The 17,042-nt window shown below is 57.1% G+C and carries 16 protein-coding genes; 8 read left to right on the forward strand and 8 right to left on the reverse strand.

What is annotated here, in order from left to right; translation table 11 throughout:
* A complete protein-coding gene (locus tag QQX03_RS00215) occupies window positions 1–1,191 on the reverse strand; it encodes an acyl-CoA dehydrogenase family protein (protein ID WP_285975887.1) in 1,191 nt (396 codons plus the stop codon).
* Window positions 1,192–1,402: 211 nt separating this feature from the next.
* Here QQX03_RS00215 and QQX03_RS00220 point away from each other — a divergent pair, with 211 nt between their 5' ends.
* From QQX03_RS00220 to QQX03_RS00235, 4 genes are all read left to right on the forward strand, one after another.
* Complete coding sequence (locus tag QQX03_RS00220) at window positions 1,403–2,827, forward strand: MFS transporter (RefSeq protein ID WP_285975888.1); 1,425 nt, start codon at window positions 1,403–1,405, stop codon at window positions 2,825–2,827.
* An 83-nt stretch (window positions 2,828–2,910) separates the two neighbouring features.
* A complete protein-coding gene (locus tag QQX03_RS00225) occupies window positions 2,911–4,245 on the forward strand; it encodes an acyl-CoA dehydrogenase family protein (RefSeq protein WP_285975889.1) in 1,335 nt (444 codons plus the stop codon).
* Between the two features lie 21 nt (window positions 4,246–4,266).
* Window positions 4,267–5,355, forward strand: coding sequence for a Zn-dependent alcohol dehydrogenase (locus QQX03_RS00230; RefSeq protein WP_285975890.1), 1,089 nt, complete (start codon window positions 4,267–4,269; stop codon window positions 5,353–5,355).
* Entirely contained in the window at window positions 5,355–6,449 is a 1,095-nt protein-coding gene (locus QQX03_RS00235; protein ID WP_285975891.1) for a phosphotransferase family protein, read from the forward strand. The genes QQX03_RS00230 and QQX03_RS00235 overlap by 1 nt, the downstream gene beginning before the upstream one ends.
* A 6-nt stretch (window positions 6,450–6,455) precedes the next feature.
* Here the strand turns inward: QQX03_RS00235 and QQX03_RS00240 are convergent, their stop codons facing one another.
* The gene (locus QQX03_RS00240) at window positions 6,456–8,762 is read right to left on the reverse strand and encodes a S8 family peptidase (protein WP_285975892.1); all 2,307 of its coding nucleotides are present in this window, start codon (window positions 8,760–8,762) and stop codon (window positions 6,456–6,458) included.
* A 205-nt stretch (window positions 8,763–8,967) separates the two neighbouring features.
* Here QQX03_RS00240 and dapD point away from each other — a divergent pair, with 205 nt between their 5' ends.
* A complete protein-coding gene (dapD, locus tag QQX03_RS00245; protein ID WP_285975893.1) occupies window positions 8,968–9,807 on the forward strand; it encodes a 2,3,4,5-tetrahydropyridine-2,6-dicarboxylate N-succinyltransferase in 840 nt (279 codons plus the stop codon).
* Between the two features lie 246 nt (window positions 9,808–10,053).
* On the opposite strand, the gene QQX03_RS00250 is transcribed toward dapD, so the two are convergent.
* The 3 genes from QQX03_RS00250 to QQX03_RS00260 all read right to left on the reverse strand — a co-directional run bounded on the left by QQX03_RS00250 (window position 10,054) and on the right by QQX03_RS00260 (window position 12,340).
* Window positions 10,054–11,319 carry a dipeptidase gene (locus QQX03_RS00250; RefSeq protein WP_285975894.1) on the reverse strand — a complete coding sequence of 422 codons (1,266 nt, stop codon included), beginning with the start codon at window positions 11,317–11,319 and terminating at the stop codon, window positions 10,054–10,056.
* A 154-nt stretch (window positions 11,320–11,473) separates the two neighbouring features.
* Window positions 11,474–11,719: an SWIB/MDM2 domain-containing protein gene (locus QQX03_RS00255; RefSeq protein ID WP_285975895.1), complete on the reverse strand. Its 246-nt coding sequence runs from the start codon at window positions 11,717–11,719 to the stop codon at window positions 11,474–11,476.
* A gap of 27 nt (window positions 11,720–11,746) precedes the next feature.
* Window positions 11,747–12,340, reverse strand: a complete 594-nt coding sequence (locus tag QQX03_RS00260; protein ID WP_285975896.1) for a YbhB/YbcL family Raf kinase inhibitor-like protein — start codon at window positions 12,338–12,340, stop codon at window positions 11,747–11,749.
* A gap of 289 nt (window positions 12,341–12,629) precedes the next feature.
* Here QQX03_RS00260 and QQX03_RS00265 point away from each other — a divergent pair, with 289 nt between their 5' ends.
* Complete coding sequence (locus QQX03_RS00265; RefSeq protein WP_285975897.1) at window positions 12,630–14,054, forward strand: S41 family peptidase; 1,425 nt, start codon at window positions 12,630–12,632, stop codon at window positions 14,052–14,054.
* Window positions 14,055–14,057: 3 nt separating this feature from the next.
* Complete coding sequence (locus tag QQX03_RS00270) at window positions 14,058–14,390, forward strand: Mpo1-like protein (RefSeq protein WP_285975898.1); 333 nt, start codon at window positions 14,058–14,060, stop codon at window positions 14,388–14,390.
* On the opposite strand, the gene QQX03_RS00275 is transcribed toward QQX03_RS00270, so the two are convergent.
* Genes QQX03_RS00275 through QQX03_RS00285 form a run of 3 tightly spaced genes read right to left on the reverse strand, consistent with a single transcriptional unit; the run spans window position 14,387 to window position 15,639 of the window.
* Window positions 14,387–14,794, reverse strand: coding sequence for a GFA family protein (locus tag QQX03_RS00275; RefSeq protein ID WP_285975899.1), 408 nt, complete (start codon window positions 14,792–14,794; stop codon window positions 14,387–14,389). The genes QQX03_RS00270 and QQX03_RS00275 overlap by 4 nt on opposite strands.
* 9 nt (window positions 14,795–14,803) lie before the next feature.
* A complete protein-coding gene (locus QQX03_RS00280) occupies window positions 14,804–15,193 on the reverse strand; it encodes a hypothetical protein (protein ID WP_285975900.1) in 390 nt (129 codons plus the stop codon).
* A gap of 2 nt (window positions 15,194–15,195) precedes the next feature.
* Window positions 15,196–15,639 carry a COG3650 family protein gene (locus QQX03_RS00285; RefSeq protein ID WP_285975901.1) on the reverse strand — a complete coding sequence of 148 codons (444 nt, stop codon included), beginning with the start codon at window positions 15,637–15,639 and terminating at the stop codon, window positions 15,196–15,198.
* Window positions 15,640–15,798: 159 nt separating this feature from the next.
* On the opposite strand from QQX03_RS00285, the gene QQX03_RS00290 reads away from it, so the two are divergent.
* A complete protein-coding gene (locus QQX03_RS00290) occupies window positions 15,799–17,007 on the forward strand; it encodes an FAD-binding domain-containing protein (RefSeq protein WP_285975902.1) in 1,209 nt (402 codons plus the stop codon).
* Window positions 17,008–17,042: the final 35 nt, after the last annotated feature.

Consider the following 17,042-nt stretch of genomic DNA (forward strand, 5'->3'; position numbering starts at 1 on the left):
TCAAGCTCCCGGCAGATCAAGAATACGTTTGGAAATGACGTTCAGCATCACTTCGGATGTGCCGCCTTCGATCGAGTTCGCCTTGGTGCGCAGCCAGTTACGCGATGGCTTGCCGCCGCCTGTCTCTTCGCTGTCCCATTCCAGGCTGCGCGATCCGCCCGCGCTCATCATCAGCTCATGGCGGCGCTTGTTCAGTTCGGTGCCGGCATATTTCATCATATTGGGCTGCGCCGGATGCGCTTTGCCCACCTTGATCTCGTCGAGGAACTTCTCACCCATGCAGCCATAGGCGAGCGCATCGACGTCAAAGTCAGCAAGGTCTGCACGCAGTATCGGATCAAGCTCACCGCCATCCTTGTTGGCATGGCGTGACATCGCAGCACCAAGAGCGCCTGTATTGCCGCCGTCCGCGCCAGAGATCATCTCGCGCTCATGGCCGAGCAGATATTTCGCCACATCCCAGCCGCGATTGATCTCACCCACATAGCCCGGGCAGTCCTCGCCATAGCTCTTGGGCACTTTGACATCGTCAAAGAAGGTTTCGCAGAACGGGCTGCTGCCGCTGATCAGCTTGATCGGCTTGGTGGACACGCCTTCGCCCGCCATGTCGAACAGCATGAAGGTGATGCCCTGATATTTGTTTTCCTTGTCGGTTCGGACAAGGCAGAAAATCCAGTCGGCGTGATCTGCGTATGAGGTCCAGATCTTCTGGCCATTGACCACCCAATGGTCACCTTTGTCTTCGCCAAAGGTTTGCATCGAGACGAGGTCAGAGCCGCTGCCCGGCTCTGAATATCCCTGACACCAACGGATTTCACCGCGGGCGATTTCATTGAGGAACCGCTGCTTCTGACCTTCGGTACCAAAGTGCAGCAATGCCGGGCCAAGCATCCAGATGCCGAACGAGCTAAGCGGCGAGCGCGCGCCGATGGCCGCCATTTCCTGACGCAACACTTTGGCTTCTGCCGGGCTCAGGCCAGCCCCGCCATATTCCTTGGGCCATGCAGGCACGGTATAGCCCTTGGCCACACAAGCCTCAAACCAGGCCTTCTGCGCGTCATTCTTGAAAGTAGCGCTGCGGCCACCCCAATAGACATCGTCTTCATCGCGCACTGGCTGGCGCATTTCGGGGGGGCAATTTGATTGAAGCCAAGCGCGGGTTTCTTCGCGGAAGCTCTCCAGATCGGACATGTCCGACTCTCCTCTATTGGTCTCTCACTTGACGCTTACGTTAGGGTGATTTGTACCCTTCCCGCAAGCACAGTCGTGACAGGCCCGTATGCCGTAGCGTCAGGACAGATTGCGTTGACGTAAGCGGAGGTTCGCTTACGCTAACGGCAATGCATGGGGAGAGCTGCATGTCCAGATTCGCGCTGATTCGCCGCATCAAACGGGTGCGCGCATGACGGATATTGTTCAGCGCCTGCCGCTTCGAACCAAGCTGACCTACGGTTTCGGATCTGTTGCCTACGGCATCAAGGACAATGGCTTCGCCACATTCCTGCTGTTCTATTACAATCAGGTCGTTGGCATGCGGGCCGATCTTGTCAGCCTCGCTATTGCTCTGGCGCTGATTGCTGACGCTTTCATTGACCCCATGGTAGGCCATTGGAGCGACAAGACACGCACGAGGATCGGCCGCCGTCACCCCTGGCTCTATGCATCGGTTATCCCGATCGCGATCACTTGGATCCTATTGTGGCATCCACCCGCGATGAGCGAATGGGAGACCTTCGGATATCTCTTCCTGACAGCCATGTTCGTGCGAATCGCGTTCTCCGCTTACGAAGTGCCCTCGCTGGCACTGCTGCCGGAGCTAAGCCGGGACTACCACGATCGCACCGCCATCATGCGTTACCGATTCCTGTTCGGATGGGGCGGCGGCCTCGCCATCATGTTCCTGGCCTACGCCGTATTCCTGGCACCGAAGGAGGAATTTGCCAACGGCCAGCTCAATCCGGCGGGCTATTCGCAATATGCGATCCTGGGCGCTTGCGTGATGGTCATTGCAGCACTGACCGCCGCAATCGCAACCCAAAAGCAGATCGTGAAGCAGTATCAAGGCAACACCAAATTGGCCGATACTGCGCATGGAATGTCCGAGTTTCTTGGCGCATTCCGATACAAACCATTCCTGCTGTTGATGTTTGCGGGCGTGTTTGCCTTCACCAACCAATGGCTGATCTTCGCGCTTTCGATCTATCTCTTCACGCATGTGTGGGAATTCACACAAGGCCAGTTCACAGTCTATTCGGCGATGCTTTTCATTGCCGCATTTGTGGCCTTTGTCGCGGTGACGCCGGTCTCAATAAGGCTTGGCAAAGCGAGAGCGGCCGCGCTGTTGACGGTCATCTCGCTTACTCTGGGCACGCTGCCTTATTGGCTACGGTTTGCCGACCTGTTCCCCGTTGCAGGTACTCCGATCATGTTCCCGGTCTTGCTGACATTCCTTGTCGCCTCAACCGCCGCGGGAATTTCCGCGATGATACTGACACTGTCGATGATTGCCGACGTGTCCGATCACTATGAGTTCGAAACCGGCAAGAAGACCGAAGGGCTGTTTTCGTCTGGCATGTTCTTCATGCAAAAGATCGTGAATGGGATCGGCATCCTGCTGTCTGGCCTCATAATCGCTCTGGTGGGATTGCCGTCCGGAGCGGGTGCAGGGACGGTGGATGGCGCGATAGTAGACAATCTCGCGCTTTCGTATCTGGCGATTGCCACCGTAATCAGCCTGATCGGGGCATGGGCTTACACCTTGTTCCCGCTGGGCGAGAATGAACACGCGGTTCGTGAAGCACATCGTGGCGGAGGCGCTGCGAGTTAAACTATCAAATCAATGCTTGGCGCATACCATCGGCTCTGCCACGGTCGCGCCAAATCGACGGACAAAATTGACAGGAGAACCCCATGGATTTCGAACCGACAGAACGCCAGCAATACTGGGTCGGCCGCGTGCGCGACTTCATCGAAGCCAATGTACGCCCGGCTGTAGCGACTTATAAGGCGCAAGACGCCGAAGGTGACCGCTGGAAAGTGATCCAGGTGGTTGAAGATCTAAAGGCCAAGGCCAAGGGCGAAGGCATCTGGAACCTGTTCATGCCGCCGCGCAATGACAGCCACCACCATGTTGACGAGACCTTCGAATTTGAAGGTCCCGGCCTGACCAACCTTGAGTACGCGCTATGCGCGGAAGAGATGGGCCGCATCGGTTTCGCTTCGGAAGTTTTCAACTGCTCCGCGCCGGATACCGGCAATATGGAAGTCTTTTTCCGCTATGGCACGCGCGAGCAAAAGGATCGCTGGCTGACCCCGCTGATGAATGGCGAGATCCGTTCTGCCTTTTTGATGACGGAGCCTTACACAGCCAGCTCTGACGCGACCAATATCGAAACCCGGATCGAGCGTGATGGCGATGAATATGTCATCAATGGCCGCAAATGGTGGTCATCCGGGCTGGGTGATCCGCGCTGTAAAGTCGCGATCGTGATGGGCAAGACCAATTTCGAGGCCAAGCGTCACGCGCAGCAATCGCAGGTTATTGTCCCGATGGATACGCCGGGCGTTAACATCCTGCGCCATTTGCCGGTGTTCGGCTATGACGATGCACCGCATGGCCATATGGAAGTCGAACTGACGGACGTGCGCGTACCAGTCGAGAATGTTCTTCTGGGTGAAGGACGCGGTTTCGAGATTGCGCAAGGTCGCTTGGGCCCGGGCCGCATCCACCACTGCATGCGCACCATCGGTGTTGCCGAGGAAGCGCTGCACAAGATGTGCAAGCGTCTGCAGGAACGCGAAGCTTTCGGCAAACCGATCTACAAGCATTCGGTTTGGGAGGAGCGCGTGGCACGTGCCCGGATCGATATCGACATGACCCGTCTGCTTTGCCTCAAGGCTGCTGACATGATGGACAAGGTCGGCAACAAGACGGCGAAACAGGAGATCGCGATGATCAAGGTACAGGCACCGAATATGGCGCTGCGGATCATTGACGATGCAATCCAGGCGCATGGCGGCGGCGGCGTGTCAGATGACTATGGCTTGGCCAATGCCTATGCGCATCAACGCACGCTGCGACTGGCCGATGGGCCGGATGAAGTCCATGCGCGTTCGATCGCTCGCATGGAATTCGCCAAGCATATGCCGCAGGCTGGCCCAACCGCAAACGCGCTGCGCGATGGCAATGCGCCGACGATGGGCGATGACAGCTTCAGCTCTGGTGATATGGGCGTGGCGCGCTAATCGGGGGCATAGGAGAGAAACATGGCTAAGGCAGCAATACTGGAAACGCCCGGTCAAGGCCTCGTGATCGGGGGCATCAAGCTCGCCGATCCTGCGCCACACGAAGTGCTGATCGACACCAAAGCCTGCGGGCTTTGTCATTCGGATCTGCACTTCATCGACGGGGCATATCCGCACCCGCTGCCGGCCATTCCCGGCCATGAGGCGGCCGGTGTTGTTCGCGCTGTGGGCAGCGAAGTACGCAGCGTGAAGCCGGGCGATCATGTGGTCTCATGTCTCAGCGCGTTTTGCGGCCAATGCGAGTTCTGTGTGACCGGACGCATGGCGTTGTGCCTTGGTGCCAATACCCGACGCGGGCCTGATAGCGCGCCGCGTATTAGCCGGGCAGACGGTTCACCCGTGAACCAGATGCTCAATCTCTCTGCGTTCAGCGAGCAAATGCTGATCCATGAAAATGCCTGTGTTTCCATCGACAAGGATATGCCGCTGGATCGTGCCGCTGTGATCGGTTGCGCTGTCACGACCGGCGCAGGCACAATCTTCAACGCGGCCAATGTGACCCCGGGCGAGACTGTGCTGGTGGTCGGTTGCGGCGGGGTTGGCCTTGCCGCCATCAACGCCGCCAAGATAGCTGGCGCAGGTAAAGTGATCGCAGCTGATCCTTTGCCCAAAAAGCGGGAGCTGGCGAAGGTGCTGGGCGCAACACACACGGTCGACGCATTGGCTGACGATGTTGTGAAGCAGATCATGGATATCTCTGGTGGCGGCGTGCACTACGGTATCGAAGCCGTCGGGCGGCAGGCTTCAGCTGATCTGGCGGTCGCTTCGCTGCGGCGCGGCGGCACAGCGATCATCCTCGGCATGATGCCGTTGGACTGCAAAGTCGGTTTGGGCGCGATGGATTTGCTCAGCGGCAAGAAGCTGCAAGGCGCGATCATGGGCGAAAACCACTTCCCCGTGGACCTGCCGCGTCTGGTGGATTTCTATATGCGCGGGCTGCTCGATCTCGACACCATCATTGCCGAACGCATTCCGCTGGAGGATATCAACAAGGGCTTCGACAAGATGCGCGAGGGGCATTCAGCACGCAGCGTGGTGGTGTTTGACTGATGGCTGACAATAAGGGCGGAATGCCGGATATAGATTTCGACAAGGAAATGGTCGGCACGATTGAAGTGCCCGAAGCTGATCAGCTTGATCTTGAGAAACTGACTCAATGGTTCGAAGCCAATGTGGAAGGCTATGCCGGCCCGATCAGCTACACCAAGTTCAAAGGCGGGCAGTCGAACCCGACTTATCGGATCGATACGCCGGGTGCGTCCTATGTGCTGCGTCGCCAACCCTTCGGAAAGCTACTTCCCAGCGCGCATGCGGTTGACCGCGAATACAAGGCGATGACAGGGCTTTATCCAACAGGATTTCCTGTGCCGCGCACTTACGGCTTGTGCGAAGACACAGACGTTATCGGCTCCAATTTCTTCGTCATGAGCATGGCGGATGGGCGTTCGCTGTGGAATGGTGCCCTACCCGGCTGTTCGAAAGATGATCGCCGCGAAATCTATCACTCACTGATCGATACGATGGCGGATTTGCACACCAAGGTTCCGGACGAAATCGGCCTGGGTGACTATGGCAAGCCGACCGACTATTGCGCACGCCAGATCAGCCGTTGGACCAAGCAGTACAAGCTGTCCGAAACCGAGCATCAGCCCAAGATGGAGCGGCTGATCGAATGGCTGCCTGAAACCATCCCGCCGCAGCACAATTCCAGCGTGGTTCATGGCGACTACCGGCTCGACAATGTGATTTTCCACAAGACCGAGAACCGCATCATCGCGGTTCTGGATTGGGAGCTGTCGACGCTGGGCGATCCAATCGCGGATTTCAGCTATCTGATGCTCAACTGGTACAATCCGGCTGATGGCCGTGCCGGGCTGGAAGGGCTCGATCTGGAAGAGCTTGGCATACCTTCGGTACAGGAAGCGGTTGACCGCTATGTCGAACGCACCGGCTATCCGGTACCGCCGATGGACTGGTATTTCGGATACAATCTGTTTCGCCTTGCCGGCATCATGCAGGGCATCAAGAAGCGCGTGATCGATGGGACGGCCTCGTCAGCTCATGCCAAGTCCATGAGCGAACGGGTTGCTCCGCTGATCGAGCGTGCGTATGACTTCGCGCGCGCCGCCGGAATGCCTGAATAGGGCGGCTTAGAAGTCGGCAGAGAAGCTGATCATCGCGCCAATATCGCTTTGGCTGTTGGCATAGTGACCCGGCTCGTGGCGATAGAACACGCTGGCTCCGCCCACGCCCAACAGCAGAGGCAATTGCCAGGACATCTCGCCAACTAGTTCGCGCCCATTGGGAGCCAGCGACAAAGGCTGGATCGAATATCCTGCCGTCTCGGTCGAATAGTTAAAACTTGATGGCAGATTTAGCCGTAATCCGCCAACTTCCACACGCAATGGCTGGCTGATGCGCAGCCCCAAAGAATCGCCATGCATCAGAGCCGACGCAAGCGACACATCCAGAGCCCAGGCATTGCTGATAAACTGTGATCCATCCGTAATCACATCGCCGCGTGCAGCACGAGTCACACCGACGCGGGCTTCACCACCAATTTCCCAACCGCTACCAAGGTCCCACCGCAAACTGCCATCGGCAAACAACGTATCCGCTCCATTGCGGCCAATCGCAGGGTGGAGCTGCGCGCCAAGAATACTGTGCTCCTCATGCATCCAGCTCATCCCGAGTGTGCCGGCAAGAGCGCCGAAGCGGCGATCTGCAGAGATGCCCAACGTCCGCACCCGAAAACGGTCCGCATCGCCATAAAAAAGCTCATCGAAGCGTTGTGTATAGCTAAGCCGTGCATCGCTTTCTTCGGCATGGAATGTCACGCCCCAGCTGCCCAGATCCTGGCGCAATGCAAGCGAGCCACCGACAACAGCAAAAAATCCGGAGTCGCCGCTCGTGCCCGGCGCAATCCGAAACGCTGGCTTCGAATGCCCCTGCAGTTGTGCAACCAAACCCTCAGCGTTCTGTGCAAAAGCGAGGCCCAGTTGCAGGTCGGGCGAAATCCTTGTCGCGACGCGCGCAGCCAGAACGCGCGCGCGTTCGGCATCATCCGAGCTCAATCGCAGCGAGCCGCTCCAGCCAAGACTTCCTGCACGCGCGCCGTCGCTGACATGGAATGCCAGACTTGCGTTGGTCAGGCTGAGGGAGAGTTGCCGCCCGTTCTGCTCAACCGCACCGCGCAAACGCGGCATCACACTTGACCCGTCAAAGCCAGAGCTGAGCTCGTATCTATAAGCTCTGTTGTATTTGTCCGTGACAATTGTTTGCAGGCCTTGTGATCCCAAGGCGTCACCCATCGCAGGTGACGTCACTGCAATCCGGTCCGACAGCGGCAGTCGCGCTCTATCTCCCGCCAGAGTCGTCGTACCCGCCGGCTCAAATGCGGCTGCAATATCAAGGATGCCGCGTCCAAAGATTACGTCAGTCCCGGTGACGCCTGCATCTGCGGCGCTCTCGAGCAAGATTTCGACAATCTCTTGCCCAGTCAGATTGGGAAAAGCTTGGGCCAACAGCGCGACAGCGCCGGCCACCTGAGGGGCCGAGAAGCTGGTGCCGGAAAAGACCGTGACGAATTCCTGCCCGTTGATCGTCTCGACGAACAGTTCACCCTCATCATAGACGCAGCAGACCTGCTCTCCCCTTGCGGTCAGGTAGAACTGGCTTTCATTGCCTGCCTGATTGCTGAACCCAGAGAAATTGCCATCTGCATCGACAGATCCGACAATGATCACATTGTCTCCGCCTGCCTGCCTGATGCTGATGGCGAACGGATCAGGTTGATCGGCCGGGATATTTGGATCGCTTCCGTCGCCCGAGTTGCCCGCGGCTACCACGACAACTACTCCAGCTGCTGATGCCCGCGCAACTGCATCCAGCAGCACTTGCGATGCACCGCCTCCACCAAGGCTTAGATTGACAACCTTGGCACCTGAATTGACCGCCAGATCAACGCCTGCTGCAATTGCTGTGTCTGCAAACAAGCAACTGAGCGATGCATCTTGCGGGGTGTCAGTGCCGCAAGAACCAGGTTCATCGGCGCGAATAGCTAGCACTTGGGCATCAAAGGCAATCCCCAACACGCCAATGTCATCACGGGCTGCAGCCGCGACCATTGCCACATTGGTGCCGTGATCATCCTCTCCATCAATCCCGCGATTGCCCGCAACATCGGCAGAATCTGGATGAATTCGCCCGGCAAATTCAGGGCTGTCACTGTCGATGCCTGTGTCGACAATCGCGATGATCGAACCATCGCCTGTGAAACCGTCCTCCCATGCGGCAATTGCACCGTGTTGTTCCGGCCCAGTCGAAAAACGAAACTCATCAGTATCGAAATTGGTTGGCGGCGGGGTGGGCGTGGGTGTTGGAGTGGGTGTCGGGCGTGGTGTGCTAACCGGGCTTGCTCCATTTCCGCCACCACAGGCTGTCAATAAAGCCAGCAACGAGGCTGCAACACCTATCCGACAGCGAGCAGATGGATTGATGGAAGCTCTTGCCATTACTTTCCCTACTTAATCTGCGTCCCACTAAGCCCAAACTAAGAAACTTTGTATTATCCGGCCTGCTAGTTCGGTCCGCAATCCCCCCCTTGCAGCAACAAGACGGCGCGGCTAGCAGCGCTGCAGGACTATTCACTGGAGCCTCTTTATGAGCCATGAACTTTCTACCGCAATCGAAGATGCTTGGGAACGGCGCAGCGACATAACGCCCGCCGATCAGGATGTACGCGGGATCGTCGACCAAGCGATCTCGTTGCTCGATAGCGGCGAAGCGCGCGTGGCAGAGCCAGATGGGGCCGGCAAATGGACCGTCAATCAATGGCTGAAGAAGGCGGTGTTGCTGTCATTTCGCGTGCACAACAACCGCGTTATCGAGCATGGTTCAGCCGGTGCCTCAGCGTATGACAAGGTGCCCAGCAAATTTGCCGGCTGGGGTGACAACCGCTTCAGCGAAGCCGGCTTTCGCGTTGTGCCAGGCGCAATTGTCCGCCGCGGCAGCCACATCGGCAAGGGCGTGGTTCTAATGCCCAGCTTCGTGAATATCGGCGCTTTCGTGGATGAAGGTGCAATGATCGATACATGGGCCACCGTCGGCTCATGCGCACAAATAGGCAAGAACGTGCATATTTCTGGCGGAGCCGGAATTGGCGGCGTGCTTGAGCCTTTGCAGGCAGAGCCGGTCATCATCGGTGACGGGGCATTCATCGGCGCAAGGGCCGAAGTGGCAGAGGGCGTTCGCGTCGGCGAAGGCGCTGTCTTGTCGATGGGCGTCTATCTCGGTGCATCAACCAAGATTGTTGACCGCGCCACCGGCGAAATTCACATGGGCGAAGTTCCGCCATATGCCGTTGTTGTGCCGGGTTCGATGCCCGGCAAGCCGCTACCCGATGGGAGCCCGGGGCCTTCGCTCTATTGCGCGGTGATCGTTAAGACAGTCGATGCGAAAACCCGCTCCAAGACGGGCATCAATGATCTTTTGCGCGATTGACCTTCCCAGACGAGCCGCGCACTCAGGAACAATGCGACGCCTCATCGATTGATGATATGTATGGCATCAGTGCGGAAAGGCAAGCACATGGAAGATCAAAACGACCAAGCCATTCACATCTAGGACGATGATGCGACAGGAGCCGTAAGGACCGGCGCGATGCGATGGGTTCTGGCCATCGGATTGCTGCTTGCGATTGTGGTGATGAGCCTCGTCTGGATTGTCCCGGCGCTGACACCCTAAGCGCTACTCGGCACGCTCGATCAGCGTTTCGATCGGCGGTTCGCCCACCTGGCTGACCGCAAACGCCTCGGCAGCTCGCAGCGCCCGCATGGCGTTGCGCATAGAGATCTTTTCAAGATCTTCCTGACTGTATCCGCGCTTCGCGAGTTCTGTGAACAGCGCGGGATAGCCCGTCACATCTTCCAGTCCCGGTGGCGCAAACGGGATGCCATCATAGTCGCCGCCAATTCCGATCGAATCGATGCCAGATACAGCACGGACGTGATCGATGTGGTCCGCCACTTCGCGGATCGAGGATTGAGGCAGGGGATTTGTATCATCCCACAACCGCAATGCCTGCGTGACCTTTTCAGGTTGGCCTTGCCATAACGCTTTCAGCCGGGCCTCTTCGGCTTCGCGATTGGCGTTCCATTGACGCGCAGGCTCGCTGAGAAAACCGGGTACGAAAGTGATCATCACTACGCCTCCATTAGCCGGGAGGCGCTGCAGCACACTGTCCGGCACATTTCGCGCATGACCATTCATCGAGCGCGCGCTGGAATGGCTGAAAATCACCGGGGCTTGCGCGATATCCAGCACGTTGTGCATCACTTTCTCGCTGACGTGGCTCAGATCAACCTGCATGCCGATCCGGTTCATTTCGCGGATCACGTCGCGGCCGAAATCGGTCAGACCATCGTGCTCTGGTGTATCAGTCGCGCTATCCGCCCATGGCACATTGCGCGAGTGTGTAAGCGTCATGTAGCGGGCGCCAAGATCGTACATCTGGCGCAGGACAGCCAGGCTCGAACCGATCGAGTGGCCACCCTCCATCCCCATAAGAGAAGCGATCTTGCCATCTGCCAGTGCAGCCTCGATTTCGTCTGCGGTCAGGGCTAGCTGCAGATCGTCCGGATTGGCGGCGATCAAGCGTTTGGTCACATCAATCTGTTCAATCGTCATTTGCACCGCTTCAGGCTCATCGAGCGATGCTGGAACATAGACTGACCAGTATTGTGTGCCGACCTTGCCCTGCCGAAGTCGCGCGATGTCAGTGTGCATGGCGTTGCGGGCCGGCTGTTCCTGCGCGGTGCCGGTTGTATCCGAAAAGTCGAAATCGTTGATTTGATTGCCGAAACGCGAGCGCAGCTGGATCGGCACATCATTGTGGCCATCCATGACCGGTGCAGCTTCGAGCGCCGCCGCCGCAATCTCTTCAGCTGATTGCGCCATTGCCACGCCCGGCAGGCTCAACAAAGCCACAGCAGCGATCATGCATACAGATCTCATCGAATTATCTCCGGTATTGGCTGGATTATCTGCTCGCAGTCTTAAGACAGAGATGCCCATGATGACTAGCAATTATGTTCCAGATGTCAGCTAGGCACAAAAAAGGCGACGCAGCCCAAATCCGAGCCACGCCGCCTGATCCGTTTTCAATAATTTAGCTGAGGTGCTTGGACACAGCAGCAGTCATTTTGAACATAGAGATCTGCGCATTGCCGATCACAGCACCAAGCTTGGCGTCTGGATTGATCTGGCGCTTGTCTTTGCTGTCCTGCAGACCGTTTGCCTTGATGTATTCCCAAACCTTCGATGTCACTTGAGCACGGGTCATCGGACCTTTGCCTATAACATTCTCAAGATCGCCCGAAAGTGTGACGGGTTTTTGAAGCGCGTTTCCAGCCATAATTAATTCCTTTCCAATGGGTGGCCGTTACAAATCAATTTCGTCATCTCCCCAGTCCTCCTCGTCCTCCTGCGACCGGGTATATTGGGCAACCAGCGCAGTGCTGGCGACGACTTGCCCATCCATTGCAGCGAGCAGGTCCTCCCGCGTAGCCCCTGGCATCAGGGTCAGCGGTAGTTCGAGCGCAAACAACTGGAATACGAAATGATGGGTTTCACCAACCGGAAGGTCAGGCAAAAGCCATTCTGAGTTGCCAAGCGAATTCTTGCCGGTACGCGGCGGAACTTCGCCCTCAAGGATCATGCCTTTTTGGCCCGGGATGCCCCATACCAGCCAGTGGCAGCGAGGCGCAGCGCTGGCGTCGTTCGCATCTTCTACGATGACGACCATTTCCATCGCGCCCGGCGGGGGTGCTGTCCATTCGAGCGGCGGGGCGACTGCGTCTTCCTCGTCGGCTGTAAAGCATGGGTCCAGTTCACCGCCCGATTGAAACGCCGGGCTAATCAGCTTGAATCCGCCACGCCCGAAATTGCGCTCACTGCCATGCTTCGCAATCGCCAGTCCCGCATGACGGGCTGCGGGAGGCAAAACGGTGTTTAACCAGGCAGGAACTTCAGACACGAACTCGGGACCCCTCTCTCATTTGCCAGGCACAAAACTAGGGCTTTCCCGAGGGCATGACGAGGCGGCAGGCACGAAAATGAGCCCATTTTGCCCCGTAATCTGTGGGTAATTCGTGTTTGACAAAGGATTTTGCGTCTCTTGAAGAGAATTTCATTGCGTTAAACTTTGCCAAACTTAGAGTTTGCCCGTGGTGAACAAGGGCGTCATTCTGTTTGTTCACCTCCTACACAGAGTTGGTTTCATATAGCTTCGCTGTTTGCAAAACGAGAATTCAAAAGGAATGAACATGGGACTTGGCCGCGTAGCCCTGGTATCAACATTGGCTCTGGCATTGGCTGCATGCGGCGGCGGCGATAGCCAATCTGGGACCGGACCAATCGCCGGCGGCGGCGTATCCCCGACCCCGACACAATGTTCTGTTCGCGATCGGCAGGATTGGTCGCTTGCCGTACTCAATGAATGGTACCTTTTCCCCGACCTGATCGACACGTCAGTCAAGCCAGGCAGCTTCGCCACCGTTCAGGACTATCTCGATGCACTAGTGGCCCCTGCTCGTGCCGAGGACAAGGACCGGAGTTTCACGTACATTACTTCGATTGAAGAAGAAAATGCACTGATCAATTCCGGTTCCAGCGCGGGTTTCGGCATCCGCTTGGGCTATGACACAGTCAACAACCGCGTGTTTGTGATCGAAGCCTTCGAGGGAGCACCGGGCCTGGCAGCAGGGCTCGATCGCGGGACCGAGTTGCTAGAAATCGGCACCAGCAGCACAAATACACAAAGCGTGTCTTCATTGATGGCATCTGGCGGCCCCGGCGCTGTTATTGATGCGCTTGGCCCGTCGGATCCCGGCGTCACTCGCTATATTGGTTATCGCACTGCGACCGGCGCGAGCGGCGCTGAAAACATCGTAAAGGCTGACTATGCGCTAGATCCCGTCTCTGACCGCTATGGTGTTCGTATCATAGATGATCTCGGTAAAAAGGTCGGCTATCTCAACTTGCGAACTTTCATTGTTGGCAGCGCGGATGCAGATCTGCGTGACGCATTCCAGACGTTCAAAGATCAAGGCGTGACAGAGCTGATCATCGATTTCCGCTACAACGGCGGCGGTCTTATCCGCATTGCTGATTTAATGGGGGACCTGATGGGAGCGGGCAATGTCGGCCAAGTCTGGTCAAAAACCGTGCTGCGCGACTCCAAATCGAGCGAGAACTCTACAACCAACATCCGAACCGCTTCGCAAGCGATTGCACCAACCAAGGTTGCCTTTATCGGCCGCGGCGGAACAGCATCTGCCAGCGAGCTCGTGATCAATTCCATGCTCCCCTATCTGGGCAACAATGTCGCACTGATCGGGACCAATACATTTGGCAAACCGGTTGGCCAGTTCGGCTTCGACCGCACTGAGTGTGACGATCGCTTGCGAGCTGTCGCCTTCAAGACCACCAACGCTAATGATGAAGGTGAATACTTCAGCGGTCTTGCCGGCGTCGTGCCCAACACCTGCCGGGCGAATGACGACATATTCAGGCAGCTGGGTGATCCGGCAGAGGCATCAATCGCGACTGCGCTTGATTTTCTGGCTGGGGGCAGCTGCACCGCGATTTCGGGTGGTGACCTTCGTTCAGCGCAAAGCACTGGTGGGCGCGAACTGTTGCAACCTGTGCGGCCAAATGCAGCTCAGTATCAAATCCCTGGATTGTTTTAGAAAATGACCAAAACCTATACTACTTTCGCTGAATTCTGGCCGTTCTATCTGCGTGAGCACAGCAAACCAGCTACACGAGCCTTGCACTATGTCGGCACGTCGCTGGTCGTCGCTTTGGCTGGCTATGCGCTGTTGATGGGTGAGTGGCTGTGGCTAATCGCGCTGCCGTTGGCGGGTTACTTCTTCGCTTGGCTGGCGCATTTCACAATCGAGAAGAATAGACCCGCAACCTTCACCTATCCGCTTTGGTCTCTTTTCGCCGACTTCCGCATGTGGTGGCTGTGGCTGAGCGGCGGCCTCAAGGCAGAGCTGGAGCGTGCGGGCGTCGCAGATTAAAGCGCGTCTGGAACTGTCTCAAACCCTTGGATATCACCGAGCTCGACCCAGTCTTGCGCGCTTTTCGTGTAGCAATGGAAAGCTGGCTTCAGACCGCTGGTATCATCCAGCGTTCCCGCTTTAATGAACATCACGCCTGGCGGGTGTTCGACCAGCGTGAAGACAGGCGAACCGCAATCGCCGCAAAACTGTCGCCGCACAGTTGCGCCGCTGTCACCCTTGTCATTGTAGGTTTTGACTTCGCCGACGACGTTTACCGACCCTTCCGGCACGCCAACGATGATCGAAAGCGCGCTGCCCGCCTGACGTTGGCAGTTCTTGCAATGACAGGTCACGCACATCAGCGGATCGGTCGTCAATTCATAGCGCACTTTACCGCACAGGCATCCGCCGGTCAGTCCCATCGTCTTCTCCTAATCTGTACCGCCACTTTCACCGTAGCTGACGCTCGTTTCACCCCTTGTCAGAAGGAAGATTAGGAACCCTGTGGCAAACAGCACGTCGATCGCCAAGACTGCGGTAGGAGCGTCGCCACCCGATTGGTTCATTTCTGCTGTAACCAACAAGGCAACAACGGCGACTTTGCCGAACACACCGGCCCAAATCACATCAGCGTAGCGATCAGGGTCCCGAGCGACGACGGCATATACAAGCCCGAATGCGAAAACCAATATGCCAACCAGGCGCGTATCAATCGGCGCGGATGGCCCGAGAATCACAGCAATGCCGACGAGAAAGTTGAAGATTGCTGCAATCCAGAAGAACCACGTCCAACCCCGTCTAGCGCCCGTTTCGTTCGACATATTCAATTCGCTCCTTCGCCAGTGAACATCTGGGTATCGGTATAGGCACAGCCATTGCGCAGCTCGTCGCCAATAGTCAATGTGGCGGTAAAGGGATAGCTGCGATCACTCATCGTGTCCAAGCATTCGCCTGGAGTGACCGCCAGGTTGAACGGCTCACCGTTCAGCTCTCCCGAGAAACCCAACCCTCCGTTTCCTGCAAATCGGGTCACTGTAATCACCTGCCCGGCGATGTTTTCAGGAGTTGAATAGGTAAGCGTATCCGCTTCGATTTCTGCATTCCAGAATGGCTCATTGCCGAGCGCAGTGATAACTTCACTTTCCGAAACTTCATCGAAGGTGGGCACTTCTCCCGGAGCCTCTTCCGAACCTCCAAAGCATGCATAGAGCCCGAGCGAACCGACCACAGCAACCAACAAGCGCTTGCCAAGTTCATTGCGTATCATCGGTTATCTCCCCCTTCCGACGCGCAATGATAGTCAGAGGGAACAGCCATGTCACGCCTGCCTTTCGCTTTCCCACATGGCTTGGGCACCTTAACGGAACCACACTCGCACCGGCCCGTTGCTTTTGATATGGAATGGAACCCTCAGAGAGACGCCGCATTGTCGCAATTGGCAAGGTTCACACCGAACATGGGGCGGCGCTATGCCAATCGGCGCAACCATGATGAAGGCAAAGCTGGTGGCAATGTGTCGCGGCTTTCCCCCTGGTTGCATGCTGGCGTTGTGAGCGAAGCTGAGGTGCTGCAGTCCGCACTTGGCCAGCATAGCCCAGAGGCCGCTGAGAAGTTCATAGCGGAAGTGTTCTGGCGGATCTATTTCAAAGGATATCTTGAGCAGCGGCCAAGCATTTGGCGCGCCTTTTGTGATCAGCGCGATGCGGCCCTCAGTTGCTTTGAATCGGATCCGGTCACGCATGGTTTGTTTGAGCAAGCAACAAGCGGCCAGACCGGCATACAAGCCTTTGACAATTGGGCACGCGAGCTCGGCGAGACAGGGTATCTGCATAACCATGCGCGTATGTGGTTCGCCAGCATCTGGATATTCACACTGAAGCTCGACTGGACTTTGGGTGCGGACTTCTTCCTGCGCCATTTGATCGATGGTGATGCGGCTTCAAATACGCTGAGCTGGCGCTGGATCGCGGGATTGCACACCAAAGGAAAGACGTACCTCGCTAGGCCGGATAATATCGCGCAGTACACGCAGAGCCATCCCGACGGGCCGCTATTGGCCCGCGGCCTTGCTCAAGACGCGCCGCCACTCACCGAACCTGAAAAGCACGCGCGCAGGCCTCTCGCGCTTCCTCCGGGCGCGAATACGATTCCGCAAACCTATGCGCTGTTGCTGCACGATGAAGCCGCTAGCCATGTGCCCTTCGATCTTCCGCATCCACCCGCACTAGTCATCTCCGCGGCTAGGCCTGATGACCGTTCTCCAAGACAGATCGGCGGGCTGGTTCGAGACTTTGCGATGCAATCCGTTCAGCATGGTGGTGAAGCCGCGGCAGAAACATTTGGCTGCCCACATGTCGGCTGGCAGTCCGGCAATTCACTCGCAAACATACTGGCCGATACAAAGCTCAACCACATCGTCACATCCTATCTCCCGATGGGATGGACACGCGACGCACTCTGGCCAGAACTCGCTCCACTCGCCGACAAAGGGAGTCTCATCCAGCTTACCTCCGCGCTTGAACGGGCGACCTGGCCACACGCCAAAGCCGGGTTTTTTGGCGTGAAGAAGATCATGTACAAAGCGATGCGCGAGGCGGGTGTGGCTGCGCGGCAATTGGAACTTTTCGAAGCTTGATCAATGGACTATCCTTTCGTTGAACAGAAAGGAAC

It is taken from the genome of Altererythrobacter rubellus, assembly GCF_030284385.1.
Taxonomy (GTDB): Bacteria; Pseudomonadota; Alphaproteobacteria; order Sphingomonadales; family Sphingomonadaceae; genus Erythrobacter; species Erythrobacter rubellus.

Coding starts and splice junctions, on each gene's coding strand:
- QQX03_RS00215 (WP_285975887.1), bottom strand. CDS start 1,191: ATGTCCGATCTGGAGAGCTTCCGCGAAGAAACCCGCGCTTGGCTTCAA.
- QQX03_RS00220 (WP_285975888.1), top strand. CDS start 1,403: ATGACGGATATTGTTCAGCGCCTGCCGCTTCGAACCAAGCTGACCTAC.
- QQX03_RS00225 (WP_285975889.1), top strand. CDS start 2,911: ATGGATTTCGAACCGACAGAACGCCAGCAATACTGGGTCGGCCGCGTG.
- QQX03_RS00230 (WP_285975890.1), top strand. CDS start 4,267: ATGGCTAAGGCAGCAATACTGGAAACGCCCGGTCAAGGCCTCGTGATC.
- QQX03_RS00235 (WP_285975891.1), top strand. CDS start 5,355: ATGGCTGACAATAAGGGCGGAATGCCGGATATAGATTTCGACAAGGAA.
- dapD (WP_285975893.1), top strand. CDS start 8,968: ATGAGCCATGAACTTTCTACCGCAATCGAAGATGCTTGGGAACGGCGC.
- QQX03_RS00250 (WP_285975894.1), bottom strand. CDS start 11,319: ATGAGATCTGTATGCATGATCGCTGCTGTGGCTTTGTTGAGCCTGCCG.
- QQX03_RS00255 (WP_285975895.1), bottom strand. CDS start 11,719: ATGGCTGGAAACGCGCTTCAAAAACCCGTCACACTTTCGGGCGATCTT.
- QQX03_RS00265 (WP_285975897.1), top strand. CDS start 12,630: ATGGGACTTGGCCGCGTAGCCCTGGTATCAACATTGGCTCTGGCATTG.
- QQX03_RS00270 (WP_285975898.1), top strand. CDS start 14,058: ATGACCAAAACCTATACTACTTTCGCTGAATTCTGGCCGTTCTATCTG.
- QQX03_RS00275 (WP_285975899.1), bottom strand. CDS start 14,794: ATGGGACTGACCGGCGGATGCCTGTGCGGTAAAGTGCGCTATGAATTG.
- QQX03_RS00280 (WP_285975900.1), bottom strand. CDS start 15,193: ATGTCGAACGAAACGGGCGCTAGACGGGGTTGGACGTGGTTCTTCTGG.
- QQX03_RS00285 (WP_285975901.1), bottom strand. CDS start 15,639: ATGATACGCAATGAACTTGGCAAGCGCTTGTTGGTTGCTGTGGTCGGT.